The organism is Pseudomonas sp. B34(2017) (assembly GCF_002112915.1).
In the GTDB taxonomy this organism is placed as follows: Bacteria; Pseudomonadota; Gammaproteobacteria; order Pseudomonadales; family Pseudomonadaceae; genus Aquipseudomonas; species Aquipseudomonas pharyngis.
Genome location: NZ_NEJA01000006.1, coordinates 367,616 through 385,280 on the forward strand (window position 1 = coordinate 367,616; position 17,665 = coordinate 385,280).

At 61.5% G+C, this 17,665-nt stretch carries 15 protein-coding genes and 3 tRNA genes; all 18 read right to left on the minus strand.

Features of this window, described 5'->3' with window-relative positions:
- Positions 1-368: 368 nt before the first annotated feature.
- Positions 369-445, minus strand: a tRNA-Asp gene (locus tag CAF80_RS21035).
- Positions 446-538: 93 nt separating this feature from the next.
- Positions 539-615: transfer RNA gene (locus CAF80_RS21040), tRNA-Asp, on the minus strand.
- Positions 616-670: 55 nt separating this feature from the next.
- A tRNA-Val gene (locus tag CAF80_RS21045) sits at positions 671-746 on the minus strand.
- A gap of 90 nt (positions 747-836) precedes the next feature.
- The gene (locus tag CAF80_RS21050; protein ID WP_085667868.1) at positions 837-1,613 is read right to left on the minus strand and encodes an SDR family oxidoreductase; all 777 of its coding nucleotides are present in this window, start codon (positions 1,611-1,613) and stop codon (positions 837-839) included.
- On the minus strand, positions 1,610-2,821 hold the full coding sequence (locus CAF80_RS21055) for an O-succinylhomoserine sulfhydrylase (protein ID WP_085667869.1): 1,212 nt from the start codon (positions 2,819-2,821) through the stop codon (positions 1,610-1,612). Before CAF80_RS21055 ends, CAF80_RS21050 begins: the two co-directional genes overlap by 4 nt.
- 80 nt (positions 2,822-2,901) lie before the next feature.
- Positions 2,902-4,407, minus strand: coding sequence for an amidophosphoribosyltransferase (purF, locus tag CAF80_RS21060; protein ID WP_007956466.1), 1,506 nt, complete (start codon positions 4,405-4,407; stop codon positions 2,902-2,904).
- A gap of 41 nt (positions 4,408-4,448) precedes the next feature.
- Positions 4,449-5,009: a CvpA family protein gene (locus CAF80_RS21065; RefSeq protein WP_085667870.1), complete on the minus strand. Its 561-nt coding sequence runs from the start codon at positions 5,007-5,009 to the stop codon at positions 4,449-4,451.
- A gap of 98 nt (positions 5,010-5,107) precedes the next feature.
- Positions 5,108-5,776, minus strand: a complete 669-nt coding sequence (locus CAF80_RS21070; protein ID WP_039771591.1) for an SPOR domain-containing protein — start codon at positions 5,774-5,776, stop codon at positions 5,108-5,110.
- Positions 5,760-7,067, minus strand: coding sequence for a bifunctional tetrahydrofolate synthase/dihydrofolate synthase (gene folC, locus CAF80_RS21075; protein WP_085667871.1), 1,308 nt, complete (start codon positions 7,065-7,067; stop codon positions 5,760-5,762). Before folC ends, CAF80_RS21070 begins: the two co-directional genes overlap by 17 nt.
- Entirely contained in the window at positions 7,064-7,984 is a 921-nt protein-coding gene (gene accD, locus CAF80_RS21080; RefSeq protein WP_039771593.1) for an acetyl-CoA carboxylase, carboxyltransferase subunit beta, read from the minus strand. Before accD ends, folC begins: the two co-directional genes overlap by 4 nt.
- Before the next feature lie 192 nt (positions 7,985-8,176).
- Positions 8,177-8,791, minus strand: coding sequence for a phosphoribosylanthranilate isomerase (locus tag CAF80_RS21085; protein ID WP_039771595.1), 615 nt, complete (start codon positions 8,789-8,791; stop codon positions 8,177-8,179).
- Between the two features lie 64 nt (positions 8,792-8,855).
- Complete coding sequence (gene truA, locus CAF80_RS21090) at positions 8,856-9,680, minus strand: tRNA pseudouridine(38-40) synthase TruA (RefSeq protein ID WP_039771597.1); 825 nt, start codon at positions 9,678-9,680, stop codon at positions 8,856-8,858.
- A gap of 150 nt (positions 9,681-9,830) precedes the next feature.
- Complete coding sequence (locus tag CAF80_RS21095) at positions 9,831-12,473, minus strand: FimV/HubP family polar landmark protein (RefSeq protein ID WP_085667872.1); 2,643 nt, start codon at positions 12,471-12,473, stop codon at positions 9,831-9,833.
- 209 nt (positions 12,474-12,682) lie between these two features.
- On the minus strand, positions 12,683-13,693 hold the full coding sequence (locus CAF80_RS21100) for an aspartate-semialdehyde dehydrogenase (RefSeq protein ID WP_074687688.1): 1,011 nt from the start codon (positions 13,691-13,693) through the stop codon (positions 12,683-12,685).
- A 193-nt stretch (positions 13,694-13,886) separates the two neighbouring features.
- On the minus strand, positions 13,887-14,999 hold the full coding sequence (gene asd, locus CAF80_RS21105; protein ID WP_011333354.1) for an aspartate-semialdehyde dehydrogenase: 1,113 nt from the start codon (positions 14,997-14,999) through the stop codon (positions 13,887-13,889).
- 66 nt (positions 15,000-15,065) lie between these two features.
- Positions 15,066-16,148: a 3-isopropylmalate dehydrogenase gene (gene leuB, locus CAF80_RS21110; RefSeq protein WP_039770158.1), complete on the minus strand. Its 1,083-nt coding sequence runs from the start codon at positions 16,146-16,148 to the stop codon at positions 15,066-15,068.
- Between the two features lie 69 nt (positions 16,149-16,217).
- On the minus strand, positions 16,218-16,985 hold the full coding sequence (locus CAF80_RS21115) for a class I SAM-dependent methyltransferase (protein ID WP_074687687.1): 768 nt from the start codon (positions 16,983-16,985) through the stop codon (positions 16,218-16,220).
- 35 nt (positions 16,986-17,020) lie between these two features.
- A complete protein-coding gene (leuD, locus tag CAF80_RS21120; protein ID WP_007956446.1) occupies positions 17,021-17,665 on the minus strand; it encodes a 3-isopropylmalate dehydratase small subunit in 645 nt (214 codons plus the stop codon).

Consider the following 17,665-nt stretch of genomic DNA (forward strand, 5'->3'; position numbering starts at 1 on the left):
CTCGAGTCTTGCAGAAGCCCTTTTTGACGAAGCAAAGAGCGTGATGACAGTGCAAAGCTGACCGAAAGGTTAACTTTATAGGTTTCTGAGCTCGCAGCAAACAACCAGTTACAAAAATTTGACTAAAGAGTCAAAAAATCAATGCGGCATTGCATCGCAGCGACTCGGAGACGCAGGTAGATTGCCCGGCAGCATCGAACGAGCCACGGCCAGGGTTCGTCGCCGGCTACAAGGGAGGAATTTGGGAGAGGTCAAATTTCAGACACAAAAAACCCCGGTCTTTCGACCAGGGTCTTTGCTATCGATTCCGAATCAACCAGAGGTTGCTTTCGGTGTTTCAAGGCGTTCAGTGGTCCTTGAAACAGATATGGCGCAGCGGACGGGACTCGAACCCGCGACCCCCGGCGTGACAGGCCGGTATTCTAACCGACTGAACTACCGCTGCGTATCGCTTTGAGCTGACGCTCAAGTAACTCGTTTGACTGAAAGCTTCGGTGCTTTTCAATCGCGAACCAGACAGTGCCTGACTCGTTAAATATGGCGCAGCGGACGGGACTCGAACCCGCGACCCCCGGCGTGACAGGCCGGTATTCTAACCGACTGAACTACCGCTGCGCGTCGGTGCAGGCACTTTCAGCCTACGCTCTTGCTTGCGCAAGTCTCTCGGGAGTGGTGGGTGATGACGGGATCGAACCGCCGACATTCTGCTTGTAAGGCAGACGCTCTCCCAGCTGAGCTAATCACCCGTTTGCATCTCCGAGGCCGCGAAATTTACGCAGGTAGCGAACCTAAGTCAATAGCAGGATTGAAGTTTTTCTAAAAAAGACGAAATTGCTTCATTCCGTATAAATCATCTTCTTGGTCATGCCGCCATCGACCACGAATTCCTGCCCGGTCACAAACCCCGCATTCTTCGACAGCAACCACGCCACCATCGCCGCCACATCCTCGACCGTCCCTACCCTGCCCGCAGGATGCTGGGCATGATCGGTGTCGGTCAGCGGCTCCGCGCGCCGGGCAGATGGATCCCGCGCATCGATCCAGCCCGGACTGACCGCATTGACGCGAATCTCCGGCCCGAGGCTGATCGCCAGCGCGTGAGTCAACGCCAGCAAGCCACCCTTGCTCGCCGCGTACGCCTCCGTATCAGGTTCCGACTGCGCCGCACGGGTCGAGGCCAGATTGACGATCGCCCCGTTGTGCGCACGCAGATACGGCGCACAGTGCTTGGCCAGCAACATCGGCCCACCGAGGTTCACCGCCAGCACCCGATTCCAGTACGCCAGATCGAGACTTTCCAGCGTGATGTTGTGTGGATCGGCCACTGCAGCGTTACACACCAGCGCATCCAGACGACCAAACTGCCCCAGCACCTCAGCGACACCCAACGCCACCTGACTTTCGTCCGCGACGTCCATGGCGATGAACCAGGCGTTCTCGCCGAGCACCTTCGCCACTTTCGAACCCCGCGCACGATCCAGATCCGTCAACACCACCTGCCAGCCTTCGCTGATCAGCCATGCCGCGATGCCCAGACCGATCCCCCGCGCGGCACCCGTGACCAATGCAACGCGGCCACGGGTGCCGATCTTTGGCGTAGACAACTCGATCACAACGCCGCCAAACCGCGCGACAGGTCGGCTTGCAGGTCAGCGACATCTTCCAGACCGACCGCGATGCGGATCAGGCTGTCACGAATGCCGGCAGCCTCACGCTCCTGCGGCGCCAGACGGCCGTGGGACGTAGTGCTCGGGTGGGTGATGGTGGTTTTGCTGTCACCCAGGTTGGCGGTGATCGAGATCAAACGGGTCGCATCGATGAAGCGCCAGGCGCCCTCTTTGCCGCCCTTCACCTCAAAGCTCACCACCGCGCCGAAGCCTTTCTGCTGACGCTGAGCCAGCTCGTGCTGCGGATGGCTCTTGAGGCCGGCGTAATGCACCTTCTCGATACCGTCCTGCTGCTCCAGCCATTCGGCCAGTTGCTGGGCGTTGGCGCAGTGTGCCTTCATCCGCAGGTTCAGGGTTTCCAGACCTTTGAGGAAGATCCAGGCGTTGAACGGGCTCAGGGTCGGCCCGGCGGTACGCAGGAAACCGACGACTTCTTTCATCTGCTCGCTGCGACCGGCAACCACACCGCCCATGCAACGGCCCTGGCCATCGATGAACTTGGTGGCCGAATGCACAACGATGTCTGCGCCGAGCTTTAGCGGCTGCTGCAAGGCAGGCGTGCAGAAGCAGTTGTCGACCACCAGCATCGCACCCTTGGCGTGCGCGATTTCCGACAGCGCGGTGATATCCACCAGCTCAGCCAACGGATTGGACGGCGACTCGACAAACAGCAATTTGGTGTTGGATTTGATCGCTGCATCCCAGGCCGACAGATCGGCCAGCGGCACGTAATCGACTTCCACACCGAAACGCTTGAAGTACTTCTCGAACAGGCTGATGGTCGAACCGAACACGCTGCGCGACACCAGCACATGATCGCCGGCACTGCACAGGCTCATCACCACTGCCATGATCGCGGCCATGCCCGTCGCCGTAGCCACCGCCTGCTCGGCGCTTTCCAGCGCGGCGATGCGCTCTTCGAACGCGCGCACGGTCGGGTTGGTGTAACGCGAGTAGACGTTGCCCGGCACTTCCCCGGCAAACCGTGCGGCGGCGTCAGCGGCGGTACGGAACACGTAGCTGGAAGTGAAGAACATCGGATCACCGTGCTCGCCTTCCGGCGTACGGTGCTGACCGGCACGTACGGCCAGGGTATCGAACGCTACGCCTTCGAGGTCGCTGTCCAGCCGACCGGCATCCCATTCCTGACTCATGCTGTCACTCCTTGCCCTGTTCTCGGTAAATAAAAGTCTTTTGCCAGATACAAAACCGGCCCCTAGGGGCCGGTTGAAACTCAGTTGTTGTACAGATCGATGATCGCACTGACCGCCTGGGTCTTGACCTTCGAGGCATCGTTACGTGCCTGTTCGATCTTGTTCAAGTAAGCCTCGTCGACATCGCCAGTGACGTACTTGCCGTCGAACACTGCGCAATCGAAGTTTTCGATCTTGATCTTGCCGCCACCGACCGCTTCGATCAAGTCAGGCAGATCCTGATAGATCAGCCAGTCAGCACCGATCAGATCAGCCACGTCCTGGGTCGAACGGTTGTGCGCGATCAGCTCGTGAGCGCTCGGCATGTCGATGCCGTAAACGTTCGGGAAGCGAACAGCCGGAGCCGCCGAGCAGAAGTAGACGTTTTTCGCGCCGGCTTCGCGGGCCATCTGGATGATCTGCTTGCAGGTAGTGCCACGAACGATCGAGTCGTCGACGAGCATCACGTTCTTGCCGCGGAATTCCAGCTCAATGGCGTTGAGCTTCTGACGTACCGATTTCTTGCGCGCGGCCTGGCCGGGCATGATGAAGGTACGACCGATGTAGCGGTTCTTGACGAAACCTTCGCGGAATTTCACGCCCAGATGGTTGGCCAGTTCCAGCGCGGCAGTGCGGCTGGTGTCCGGAATCGGGATGACCACGTCGATGTCGTGCTCTGGACGCTCGCGCAGGATCTTCTCCGCCAGCTTCTCACCCATGCGCAGACGGGCCTTGTAGACCGACACGCCGTCGATGATCGAATCCGGGCGCGCCAGGTAGACGTGTTCGAAGATGCACGGGGTCAGGGACGGATTGGTCGCACACTGACGAGTGTGCAGCTTGCCGTCTTCAGTGATGTAGACCGCTTCGCCTGGTGCCAGGTCGCGGATCAGGGTGAAGCCGAGCACATCCAGCGAAACACTTTCGGAGGCGATCATGTACTCGACGCCTTCGTCGGTGTGACGCTGACCGAACACGATCGGGCGGATGCCGTGCGGGTCACGGAAACCGACGATGCCGTAACCGGTCACCATCGCCACGACAGCGTAGCCACCGACGCAACGGTTATGCACGTCGGTCACGGCGGCAAACACGTCTTCTTCGGTCGGTTGCAGCTTGCCGCGCTGGGCCAGCTCGTGGGCGAACACGTTGAGCAGCACTTCCGAGTCGGAGCTGGTGTTGACGTGACGCAGATCGGATTCGTAGATCTCTTTGGCCAACTGTTCAACGTTGGTCAGGTTACCGTTGTGCGCCAGGGTGATGCCGTAAGGCGAGTTGACGTAGAACGGCTGAGCCTCGGCCGACGTCGAGCTGCCGGCAGTCGGGTAACGGACGTGGCCGATACCCATGTGGCCGACCAGGCGCTGCATGTGACGCTGTTGAAACACGTCACGCACCAAGCCATTGTCCTTGCGCAAGAACAACCGGCCATCATGGCTGGTCACGATACCGGCAGCGTCCTGGCCGCGGTGCTGGAGCACGGTTAGCGCGTCATACAGCGCCTGATTGACGTTCGACTTACCGACGATACCGACGATGCCACACATGCGACGCAACCCCTACTTAATGGATCTGAACTGAACAACACTCACTGAGGCGTTTTGGCCGACGGCAAGAGTTGCTCCTTGAACGGAATATCAGCGGGTACGCTGATTCCGCTGGCAAGCCACTGACTGCCCCACCCGAGAATCAGGTTCTTGGACCAGTCTGCGACCAATAGAAACTTTGGCACGAGCTGTGATTCTTTCCACCACCCGTCCTGCTGTACCGGCCCCAGGCTCAACAGCCCGACCGCCACGACCACCAGCAACACGCCACGCGCAGCGCCGAAGGCCATGCCGAGGAATCGATCGGTCCCGGACAACCCGGTGACGCGAACCAACTCGCCGATAAGATAATTGATCATTGCGCCCACGATCAGTGTGGCGACAAACATGATGGCACAGCCCGTGATCACACGAGCCGACGGTGTTTCGATGTATCCGGCGAGGTACTCGGACAGTGAGCCACCGAACATCCAGGCAACAGCTCCTGCGATGATCCAGGTCACCAGCGACAATGCTTCTTTGACGAAGCCGCGGCTCAAACTGATCAAAGCGGAGATGGCGATGATTGCAACGATCGCCCAGTCAACCCAGGTAAATGGCACAGTGCAGCCTACAGACGGATAAGGCGGCGCATTTTAGCAGAGCGCATGGCTGTCGGTAAGCTGCGATTTTCAGTGCATTTCTATCGAAGTGATAGATATCAGCCACGCTCAGGCTGGAAGCGCACCACAAACCCCTTGAGGTTCTGCTGGCGGCTCAACAGATCGCGCAGACGATCGGCTTCGGCGCGCTCAATCAACGGACCGACGAACACCCGGTTCTTGCCATCGGCAGAACGGATGTAAGCGTTGTAGCCCTGACTGCGCAGGGTTTTCTGCAGGCTTTCAGCGCTGGCGCGGCTCGATAGACTGGCCAGTTGCACCGACCAGCTCACCGACAGACCATTGGCATCGACGCGGCTTTGAGTGGTGTCCGGCTTGGCAGACAGCGCAGCGATCGGCTGGGCCGGGGCTGTGGTTGGCTTGACCACAGGAGCGGGAGCGGGAGCCGGCGCAACCGGTTTGGCTACCGGCGCCGGAGCCGGGGCTGGCGCGGCGGAAGCAATAGGTGCCGTTGGCACAGCCTGCTCGGCGACTTCGTCATCGCTTGGCACTGGCTCTTGCGGGAGAACCTGCGGCTCAGGTACGGCCACGGTTTCCATCTGGATCTGCGCCACGGCGGGCGCTTGCGGCGCAGCCGGCGCTTCGACAGTCACCTGACGCTGTTCATCCTGACGGGAAAACAGCATCGGCAGGAAAATCACCGCCAGCGCCACCAGCACCAGGGCACCGACCATGCGCTGCTTGTACGCTTTATCCAGCAAAGCCATTTGCCGCTTCCTCCGTGGAGCGCCGAGACAGCCATTCGAGGGCCTCGGCGACACAATAAAATGATCCGAACAGCAAGATCTCGTCGTCGCTGGTGGCCACTGCACACTGCCCTTCCAGCGCAGCCGCCACACTGTCATAAGACGTGACCGAGGCGCCAAGGTTCTGCAATGCCTGATTCAATTCATCCACCGGACGCGCACGTGGCGAATCCAGCGGCGCCACCGCCCAGTGCTGGACGCTGGCATTCAATTCACCGATGACGCCGTCCAGATCCTTGTCCGCCAGCAGGCCGAACACCGCCAGACGCTTGCCGACCGGCGGACGAGCCGCCAGACGCCGCGCCAGATACTCCGCCGCATGCGGGTTGTGTCCAACGTCCAGCAACAGGTTCAGACGTTTGCCGTTCCATTCGAACGAGCGACGATCGAGACGACCGACCACACGAGTCGCCCGCAACGCCGCAACAATCTGTTCGGCATCCCATGGCAAACCGAGCAGCAGATAAGCCTGCAACGCCAACGCGGCGTTTTCCATCGGCAGATCAAGCAGCGGCAAATCACGCAGTTCGACGACCTGACCGTCAGCATCGGTACCGCGCCACTGCCAGAATTGATCCGTGATACCCAGATCGAAATCACGCCCGCGCAGGAAGAACGGGCAAGCAAGCTCGCGCGCCTTGTCCAGCAGGGGTTGTGGAGGATTCAGATCGCCGCACAGTGCAGGTTTGCCCTGACGGAAAATCCCGGCCTTCTCGAAGGCCACGGATTCGCGGGTATTGCCCAGGTAATCGGCATGATCGACACCAATGCTGGTGACCAGCGCGATATCGGCATCGACCACGTTGACAGTGTCCAGACGCCCGCCCAGCCCGACTTCCAGCACCACCGCATCGAGCCCGGCCTGTTGAAACAGCCAGAACGCCGCCAGGGTGCCCATTTCGAAGTAAGTCAGGGAAGTGTCGCCACGCCCCGCTTCTACCGCCGCGAAGGCTTCGCACAACTGCGCGTCAGTGGCTTCGACGCCATTGAGCTGCACCCGCTCGTTGTAACGCAGCAGGTGCGGAGAATTGTAGACACCGACGTTCAGGCCCTGCGCCCGCAGCAAAGAAGCCACGAAAGCGCAGGTCGAACCCTTGCCGTTGGTGCCGGTAACCGTGATCACCCGTGGCGCCGGCTGGCCCAGTCCCATGCGGGACGCTACCTGTTGCGAACGCTCCAGCCCCATGTCGATGGCCGATGAATGCAACTGTTCAAGGTAGGCGAGCCACTCGCCAAGGGTGCGCTCGGTCATACGTTGGCAGGCACCGGCGGAACGACGATCGGCTCGATCGGCGCAGCAACGAATTTAGGCGTCGGTTTGCCGGTCAGTTGCGCCAGCAGGTTACCCAGACGCGGACGCAGTTCGCGACGGTCGATGATCATGTCGATCGCACCGTGCTCCAGGAGGAACTCGCTGCGCTGGAAGCCTTCCGGCAGCTTTTCGCGCACGGTCTGCTCGATCACGCGCGGGCCGGCGAAGCCGATCAGGGCTTTCGGCTCGCCGACGATCACGTCGCCCAGCATCGCCAGACTGGCGGAAACGCCACCGTAAACCGGGTCGGTCAGCACGGAGATGAACGGAATGCCTTCTTCGCGCAGGCGCGCCAGCACGGCCGAGGTCTTGGCCATCTGCATCAGAGAGATCAGGGCCTCCTGCATGCGCGCGCCACCGGAAGCGGAGAAACACACCATCGGGCAACGGTTTTCCAGCGCGTAGTTGGCGGCGCGTACGAAGCGCTCACCGACGATGGCGCCCATGGAACCGCCCATGAAGCTGAATTCGAACGCCGAAACCACGACCGGCATGCCCAGCAGGGTGCCGCTCATGGAAACCAGTGCGTCTTTCTCGCCGGTCTGCTTCTGGGCAGCGACCAGACGATCCTTGTACTTCTTGCCGTCACGGAATTTCAGACGGTCAACCGGCTCCAGGTCGGCGCCCAGTTCAGTACGGCCTTCGGCGTCCAGGAAGATGTCGATGCGCGCACGTGCGCCGATGCGCATGTGGTGGTTGCACTTGGGGCAAACGTCCAGGGTCTTTTCCAGCTCCGGACGATACAGCACAGCCTCGCAGGACGGGCATTTGTGCCACAGACCTTCAGGGACCGAGCTCTTCTTGACCTCGGAACGCATGATCGAAGGGATCAGCTTGTCTACCAACCAGTTGCTCATGCTTTCTTTCTCCAGTACCGGCGGCCCGAACGCTCTGGTTCGCGGCCCCGCGTATGCCCTTCAGCTAAATTCATGTGTGGCGATGATCGGCCGGACTGCCGGGTCAGCGGAACTGACCTGCGTACACCCCGAAAAGACCCTCAGCCTCTTTTCTACAGAGCTGTGGACGGCGGCAGTCTGCCAGCCGTCACATCAGCGTACGGCGTTGATGAATGCACGAATCTTTGCGTGATCCTTGATGCCCTTGCTCGCCTCTACCCCGCCGCTGACATCCACGGCATACGGCCGCACCCGGGCGACCGCATCGGCGACGTTCTCCGGCGTCAGGCCGCCGGCCAGAATCAACGGCTTGCTCAAACCCTGCGGAATCAGTGACCAGTCGAACGCCTCGCCGGTTCCACCGGGCACGCCTTCGACATAAGTGTCGAGCAACACGCCGCTGGCGCTCGGGTAGGCATCGCAGGCAGCGGCAATGTCATCGCCCGCCTTGACCCGCAAGGCCTTGATGTACGGCCGGTGCCAGCCTTCACACTCGGCGGCGGTTTCGTCGCCGTGGAACTGCAGCAGATCCAGCGGCACGGCATCGAGGATTTCCCCGAGCTCGCAACGGCTGGCATTGACGAACAGCCCGACCGTGGTCACGAACGGCGGCAATGCGGCGATGATCGCCCGCGCCTGCTGCACGGTCACGGCCCGGGGACTTTTAGCGTAGAACACAAAACCGATGGCATCGGCCCCGGCCTCCACGGCTGCCAACGCATCTTCTATGCGGGTAATCCCGCAAATCTTGCTGCGAACGGCTGACATGTCGATAAAAACCCCAAGGCAAATCCGAGAAAGTCCCGGATGGTAACAAATGCGTTCGAGGGCGTCAGCCGTCAAGTTCCGCGAAACCCGTAAGGAAATGTGGCCCGATGAAACGCTCCGGCAACGGGAACTCGTCGTGGTACTCGACCTGCACCAGATACAGGCCGAACGGATGCGCCGTAACTCCGCCGGAACGCCGCTCGCGGCTCTCCAGCACTTCTTTCATCCACTCTACCGGCCGCTCGCCGGCACCGATGGTCATCAGCACGCCGGCGATGTTGCGCACCATGTGATGCAGAAACGCGTTGGCGCGGATGTCCAGAACGATCATTTTGCCGTGACGGGTCACGCGCAGGTGATGCATCTTCTTGATCGGCGACTTGGCCTGGCACTGGCCGGCACGGAAGGCACTGAAATCATGAGTACCGATCAGGTACTGCGCGGCCTCGGCCATGCGCTCGACGTCCAGCGGACGGTGATTCCAGGTGATTTCTTCATTGAGATGCGCCGGGCGGATCTGATCGTTGTAGATCACGTAGCGATAGCGCCGGGCAATCGCCTTGAATCGCGCATGGAAATGCGCCGGCATGACCTTCGCCCAACTGACGCTGATGTCGTGGGGCAGATTGATGTTGGCGCCCATGACCCAGGCTTTCAGCGAACGGTCGACCTGGGTATCGAAATGCACCACCTGCCCGCAGGCATGCACACCGGCGTCGGTGCGCCCCGCGCATTGCAGCGAGATCGGCGAGTCGGCGACCTTCGACAGGGCTTTTTCCAGGGTTTCCTGCACGGTGAGTACACCGGTGGACTGGCGCTGCCAGCCGCTGTAGCGCGAGCCCTTGTATTCAACGCCCAGCGCGACGCGGAAAAAGCCTTCGGGTGCCATTTCGGCGGCCGGGTTATCTATGTTTGCCAAGTCGGTACAGCCTGCTGATCTACAAAGGCGGGCATTATAAGGCGGCGGGACGGGGAAACCAGACCCAAACAAAAACGGCAGCCTCATGGGCTGCCGTTTTGTTTACCGCTGAATGCCGACTCAGGCCAGATGCGACAGCATTTCGCTCGCTTCGCTCTTCTGCTTGTCGTTCCCCTCACTGATGACCTCATTGAGGATGTCGCGCGCGCCGTCGTTGTCGCCCATGTCGATGTAGGCCTGAGCCAGATCGAGCTTGGTCGCGGCTTCGTCGGTGCCGGACAGGAAGTCGAAGTCATCCTCGCCCAGATCATTGCCCAACGCTGCGTCAGCCTCGGTGAAGCTTGGCTCATTGATGCTGCTCGACAGGCGATCCAGCTCGGCGTTGACGTCGTCCAGTTCGGCGGCGAACGCATCCGGCTCGGCTGGCGTCGCGTCCATTTCGTCAGCCAGGGACAGGTCGAAATCGGCTGGCAGCTCCAGATCATCCTGCGGCACGTCGGCCACGGCCGGGGTTTCGACCAGCGGCAGATCCTTCACGCCCTCGTCAAGATCCAGCAGGAAATCATCATCTGCCAGCTCGACCGGCGCAGGCGCAGGATCGGCACCGAGATCCATATCCAGGTCGAAATCCGACAGGTCGTCGAGGTTTTCCTTGATATCGGTCTGCTGTTGCAGCACCGACTCGAAGCTCAGATCGTCGTCAGTCGGGAACGCATCCAGCTCGACCGGCGCTTCCGGCTCGACAGTCGCCACAGGCTCTACTGGCGTGATGTTATCCAGATCGTCGAGGCTCAGGTCGAAAGCACTGTCGAGTTCGTCATCTGCCGCGGCAGGCGCTTCAGGCTCGTCGAGCAGCAGCTCCTTGACGTATTCCGCGTCCAGCTCGGCAGCCATGGCCGCAGCCGCCAGACCGCTGGCCGCGACGACCGCCATGGCCGGGAAGCGGCTTTTCAGCTCTTCGACCTTGGCGAAGTTGTCGCCATTGGCGACCAGTTGGCGCTCCTGGCCGACGAACGCATCGCGATCACCCTGACGACCGTAGACTTCCATCAGTTTCAGACGCAGATCGCTGCGCTGCGGCTCCAGGCTCACGCCCTCCTCCAGCAGCGCGGCCGCTTGATTCAGGCGACCGCCGTCGATGTGCGACTGCGCCTTGTCCAGCACGTCGTCGGAACGCTCGGCGGCCGGCGCCACCAACGGCGCGGCGATCGGCTCGGCCATCACGACTGGCGCCACTACAGCAGCAGCGGCTGGGGCTGGGGCTGGGGCTGGGGCTGGGTTCAGCTTGACGCTGGCGGCTGGCACTTCCAGACCTTCGAAGCTGCTTTCCGGCAGATCGAGGTCCTGGGAGAACGATTGCTCCTCGAGCGCACGGGCCATGCGCAGGTGTTTTTCGGCTTCCTGCTGCGCCTTGCGGCGGCGGGCCAGCAGCAACAGCAGGAGCAGCAGAACCACCGCACCGCCACCGACCAGACCCAGCAGGATCGGATTGGTCAGCAGTTCGTTGAAGGTTTTCTCGTCATTGGCGGCGGGCGTGGTTTCAACCACAGGCTCGACAACCGGCTCGACTGGTGCCGGAGCGGCGGCTTCAGGCGCAGGTGCGCCCGGAGCAGCCTCTGCCGGAGTGGCCGGCGGCGTGGCCGCCAGTTCCGCAGTGATCGCCGGCACTACTGGCGCAGTGGCGGCGGTCGCGGGAGCAGCACCCGAACCTTCGGCCTGCATCTTCGCCAGTTGATTGTTTTTCAGTTCGATCAGGCGTTGCAGCTTGTCCAGCTGGCTTTGCAGATCGGCCATGCGGCTTTTCAGTTCTTCGTTGTCACGACGGGTGGTGTCGAGACTTTCCTGAGTGACCGCCAGTTTGTTGCTCAGGGCCTTGGCATCGCTGGCGGCCCCCTTACCACGCGCCTTGGCGCTTTCGGCGGACACCAGGCTCAGGTTGTCCTTGGCGTTTTGCGCAGCACCGGTATTGGCGCGGCCACGATTGGTCGCATCGAGTTGCTGCTGACCGGTACCCGGTTTGGCCACATAACGACGGCCCTGACGCCAGGCTTCGTTCTGCGCGGCCACTTCGGCAATCGCTTTGGACTGCGGCAGTGCGGTGCTTTGCACTTGGTCCGGCAGACGCAGCACCTGACCGGTTTTCAGGCGGTTGATGTTGCCGCCGATGAACGCGTCCGGGTTCAAGGCCTGGATCGCCAGCATGGTCTGCTGCACCGAACCGCCGGTGCGCGCCTTCGCGGCGATTTCCCACAGGGTGTCGCGCGGCGTGGTGGTGTGGGTCGAATGCGTGGCGCCGGTGGTCGGTGCGGTGATGGTTTGCGCTGGCGCGGGTTGAGCGGCGGCATCGGCGGTCTGCGGCGAAAACTTCGACGGATCCAGCAGCACGCTGTAGTCACGCAGCAGGCGGCCGTTCGGCCACATTACCTGCACGAGGAATTTCACCATCGGTTCCGACAGCGGTTTGCTCGAGGTAACGCGCAGCACACTTTTGCCGCTGGCGTTGAGCACCGGGGTGAACGTCAGATCATTGAGGAAGGCCTGGCGATCGACGCCGGCCTTGGCGAAATCTTCCGGCGAGGCCAGGCTCGGCACCACTTCGGCAGCGGTCAGATCCTTGACATCGAGCAGCTCGATTTCCGCTACCAGCGGCTGGTTCAGGGTCGACTTCAGGGTCAGCTCCCCGAGCCCGAGGGCATGCGCCATACCGGAGGACAGCGCCGAGGCGGCCGCTATTGCTAACACCAGTTTGCGAACTTGAACCATAGCCTCTTCCTTTGTTTGAACGTTCCTCGGCCAGCGAGAAGATGTTGATAGTCGCTGCCGTAAGGCATTGCGCGCGACGACGACAGCATGCCGCGCGCGATCATTTCTTTGATGCCCCGGAAAGTCCCGGAGGGTGACACGTTGCCAACTGCTCCGGCCAAGCATAGCGCCCGGCTAGAATCAGTCGACAAATTGTTGCCAAGTATCTTTTACAGCAGGTCTTTTATCAACAACTCGGCGACCTGCACGGCGTTGAGGGCCGCACCTTTGCGTACGTTATCTGACGTCAGCCACAGATTAAGTTCCGACGGTTCGTCGACACCGGCACGCACCCGCCCGACGTAGACCACGTCCTGCCCCACCGCGTCACCGACGGCGGTCGGATAATCACCGGCCTCGACCAGCTCGATGCCCTCGGCATCTTCCAGCGCAGCATTGACCTTTTCCAGGTCGACCGCGCTCGCTGACTGCAAGGTCACGCTAAAGCTATCGCCAAAAAACACCGGGGCTTGAACGCAAGTTGCGGAAATCTTTAATAAAGGCTTGGCCAACACCTGACGCAGCTCGCGCACCAGGCGTTTTTCCAGCAGCGTATGACCTTGCGCATCCGGTGTGCCGACCTGGGCCAGCAGGTTGAAAGCCATCTGCCGGTCGAAGAATGTCGGCTCCAGCGGACGCATGTTCAGCAGCTCGGCGGTCTGGCGCGCCAGCTCGGTCACGGCTTCGCGGCCCTGGGCGGAAACCGCTAGATTGGCGGTGACATGCACGTATTGCAGTTCGATCAGATCGAGCAGCGGCGCCAACACCACGGCCAAAGTAGTGGCCGACGGGCTTGGACTGCTGACCTGGAACGGCACTTTCAAACCGGCCAGCACATCGGCATTGGCTTCCGGCACCACTTGCGGCGCCTGATCCGCCGGCAAGGCGCCGGACAGATCGACCAGCGAGCAACCCGCCGCGTGAGCGCGGGCGGCGTAACTCAGGGTGATGGCCGGGCCAGCGGCGAAGAACGCCAGTTTGACCTTGCTGAAATCGAACTCGTCGACTTCACGCACGCGCACGTTCTTGTTGCGAAACAGCACCGAACTGCCGGCGGATTCGCTGCTGGCCAACAGGTGCAGCGTGCCGACCGGGAAGTCGCGTTCTTCGAGGATCTGCACAAGGGTTTCGCCGACAGTACCGGTGGCGCCGATCACGGCAATATCAAGGGTCTGGGTCATGTTGCTACCTCTGGCGAAACGGGGGGAGCGGCACTTTACCGGGTGAGTCGCACGCAGGCAATTCGCGCCCGCCGCGAAGAGCGGACGCGGAGCGTCCATGGCTGCATTCCCACGCAGAGCGTGGGAACGATCAACAGGTACAAAAAAACCCGCGCCTCGTGCAAGGCGCGGGTTCTTTCATTGCATCAAGCGATCAACGCTCAAGCAGGATCCGCAGCATGCGACGCAGCGGTTCGGCCGCGCCCCACAGCAGTTGGTCGCCGACGGTGAAGGCACCGACGAACTGCGAACCCATGTTCAGCTTGCGCAGACGACCGACCGGTACGTTCAGGGTGCCGGTGACTTTCGTCGGGCTCAGCTCCTGCATGCTGATTTCACGGTTGTTCGGCACCAGCTTGACCCAAGGATTGTGCTGGCTGATCAGCCCTTCGATATCGGCGATCGGCACGTCTTTGTTCAGCTTGATGGTCAGCGCCTGGCTGTGGCAACGCATGGCGCCGATGCGCACGCAGATGCCGTCGACCGGGATCGGGCTCTTGAAGCGACCGAGGATCTTGTTGGTCTCGGCCTGGGCCTTCCACTCTTCGCGGCTCTGGCCGTTCGGCAGTTCCTTGTCGATCCACGGGATCAGGCTGCCGGCCAGCGGTACGCCGAAGTTTTCGGTCGGGTAGGCGTCGCTGCGCATGGCTTCAGCCACACGGCGGTCGATGTCGAGGATCGCGCTGGCAGGATCGGCCAGTTGATCGGCGACAGCGGCGTGGGTCGCGCCCATCTGCTTGATCAGTTCACGCATGTTCTGCGCGCCGGCACCGGACGCCGCCTGATAGGTCATGGCGCTCATCCACTCGACCAGACCGGCCTCGAACAGACCACCCAGGCCCATCAGCATCAGGCTGACGGTGCAGTTGCCGCCGATGTAGTTCTTGGTGCCCGCATCGAGCTGCTGGTCGATGACCTTGCGGTTGACCGGATCGAGGATGATAACGGCGTCGTCGTTCATCCGCAGGCTCGAGGCCGCGTCGATCCAGTAACCCTGCCAGCCGGCTTCGCGCAGCTTCGGGAATACTTCGCTGGTGTAGTCGCCGCCCTGGCAGGTCAGGATCACGTCGAGGGTCTTCAGCTCTTCAATGCTGTAAGCGTCCTTGAGCGGAGCAATGTCCTTGCCCACGGACGGGCCTTGGCCACCTACATTGGAAGTGGTGAAAAACACCGGCTCGATAAGATCGAAATCCTGCTCTTCCAGCATCCGCTGCATGAGCACGGAACCGACCATGCCGCGCCAACCGATCAGACCTACACGTTTCATCGCAACTACACCTTCTTGAAAAGTGGGCCGCTGCTTTGTATTGAATTTCGCAGCGGGCCCGAGAGATTACAGATTCCGCAGCGCGGCGACTACTGCGTCACCCATTTCCTGCGTACCGACTTTAGTGCAACCGGTCGAAAAGATGTCGCCGGTGCGCAGACCCTGATCCAGCACCACGCTGACCGCTTTCTCGATGGCGTCGGCGGCTTCGTGCAGGTTGAAGCTGTAACGCAGCATCATCGAGACCGACAGGATGGTCGCCAGCGGGTTGGCAATGCCTTTGCCGGCGATGTCCGGTGCCGAGCCGTGGCAAGGCTCGTACATGCCCTTGTTGTTGGCATCCAGCGAGGCCGACGGCAGCATGCCGATGGAGCCGGTGAGCATCGACGCTTCGTCGGACAGGATGTCGCCGAACATGTTGTCGGTGACGATCACGTCGAACTGCTTCGGCGCACGCACCAGCTGCATGGCGGCGTTGTCGACGTACATGTGGCTCAGTTCAACGTCCGGGTAATCCTTGGCCACCTGCTCGACCACTTCACGCCACAGTTGGCTGGACGCCAGCACGTTGGCCTTGTCCACCGAGCACAGCTTCTTGCCACGCACGCGGGCCATGTCGAAACCGACACGGGCGATACGGCGGATTTCGCTTTCGCTGTACGGCAGGGTGTCGTAGGACTGGCGCTCGCCGTTTTCCAGGGTGCGGGTGCCGCGCGGTGCGCCGAAGTAGATGCCGCCGGTCAGCTCACGGACGATCAGGATATCCAGGCCGGCAACAATTTCCGGCTTCAAGCTCGAAGCCTCGGCCAGTTGCGGGTACAGGATCGCCGGACGCAGGTTGCCGAACAGGCCCAGTTGCGCACGGATTTTCAGCAGACCGCGCTCAGGGCGGATGTCACGCTCGATGGTGTCCCATTTCGGGCCGCCGACGGCACCCAGCAGCACGGCGTCGGCGGCACGGGCGCGATCGAGGGTTTCGTCGGCCAGCGGCACGCCGTGCTTGTCGATGGCGGCGCCACCGATCACGTCATGGCTCAGCTCGAAGCCCAGGCTGTACTTGTCGTTGGCCAGCTCCAGCACCTTGACCGCTTCGGCCATGATTTCCGGACCAATACCGTCGCCTGGGAGAATCAGAATCTGCTTGCTCATGCTTTCCTCGTGTCTTCAGTCGGTGCGCCATCGACGGGCGCGCCCGGAAAAATACTTATCGTTTCAGGATTACTTTTCAGCCCAGAGCACCAGTACGTCTGTACTGAACGAACCATCGGCCTCAATCTCAAAATATTCGCGCACTTCGTTGCCCATCGACTGCTGCAACTGGCGGATCGCGGCGCGCAGCACCTCTGGCGTGCGCATGCGCTCGACCCAGCTGTTGTACTCCAGACGCAGGCGCTGACGCGTGGTGCTGCGGGTGTGCAGACCGGCCTCGCTGACCTGGCGCAACCACTCACCGGCCGAATAATCGCGTACATGGCTGGTATCGCGCAGCACTTCGACGCTCTGCAAATAGGTGTCGAACAGCGGACTGCCCGGCGACAGCACATCGATGAACGCCGCCACGCCACCCGGCTTCAGCACCCGACGCACTTCGCGCAAGGCCACACCGAGATCGCTCCAATGGTGCGCCGAATAGCGGCTGAACACGAAGTCGAATTCGCCATCGGCAAACGGCAGACGCTCGGCGGCGCCGTTGACCGTGGACACATTGCTCAAACCGCGATCAACAGCAGCGGCGGCCACCACGTCGAGCATCTGCTGCGACAGGTCGTAGGCCACCACTTCTTTCACCAACGGGGCAACGTGAAAACTCACGTGCCCGGCGCCGCAACCCAGGTCCAGCACCCGCGCCTCGCCCTGCCCCGCCAACTCAGCCTGCAGCAGCGCAAATTCAGTGCCTTGAGCGTGAACGGCGCTGCTCAGGTAGGCGGCGGCCTGTTCACCGAATTGCTTCTGTACAACCTGACTGTGCTGGGCGGTGCTGGTCATGGGTACGTCCTTTTCTGGGTTTCAACCTTTCAGATTCACGCGTCGCGGAACAACCACGGCTGGCTAGCGCGATGTTTGGCTTCGAACGCGGCAATCGCATCGCCGTCCTGCAAGGTCAAGCCGATGTCGTCCAGGCCGTTGAGCAGGCAGTGTTTGCGGAAAGCGTCGATCTCGAAGCGGTAGACCTTGCCGTTCGGGCTGGTGACGGTCTGCTCGTGCAGATCGATCTGCAACTGATAGCCCGGCGCGGCTTCGACCTGCTTGAACAGCTCGTCGACTTCGGCATCGCTCAAGATGATCGGCAGCAAGCCGTTCTTGAAGCTGTTGTTGAAGAAGATGTCGGCATAGCTCGGCGCGATGATGCTGCGGAAACCGTATTCTTCCAGCGCCCACGGCGCGTGTTCACGGCTGGAGCCGCAGCCGAAGTTCTCGCGGGCCAGCAACACGCTGGCGCCTTGATAACGCTCGGCGTTGAGCACGAACTCCTTGTTCAGCGGACGCTTGGAGTTGTCCTGATACGGCTGACCCACATCGAGGTAACGCCACTCGTCGAACAGGTTCGGGCCGAAACCGGTGCGCTTGATCGACTTCAGAAACTGCTTCGGAATGATCTGGTCGGTGTCGACGTTGGCACGATCCAGAGGCGCGACGAGACCAGTGTGCTGGGTAAAAGCTTTCAT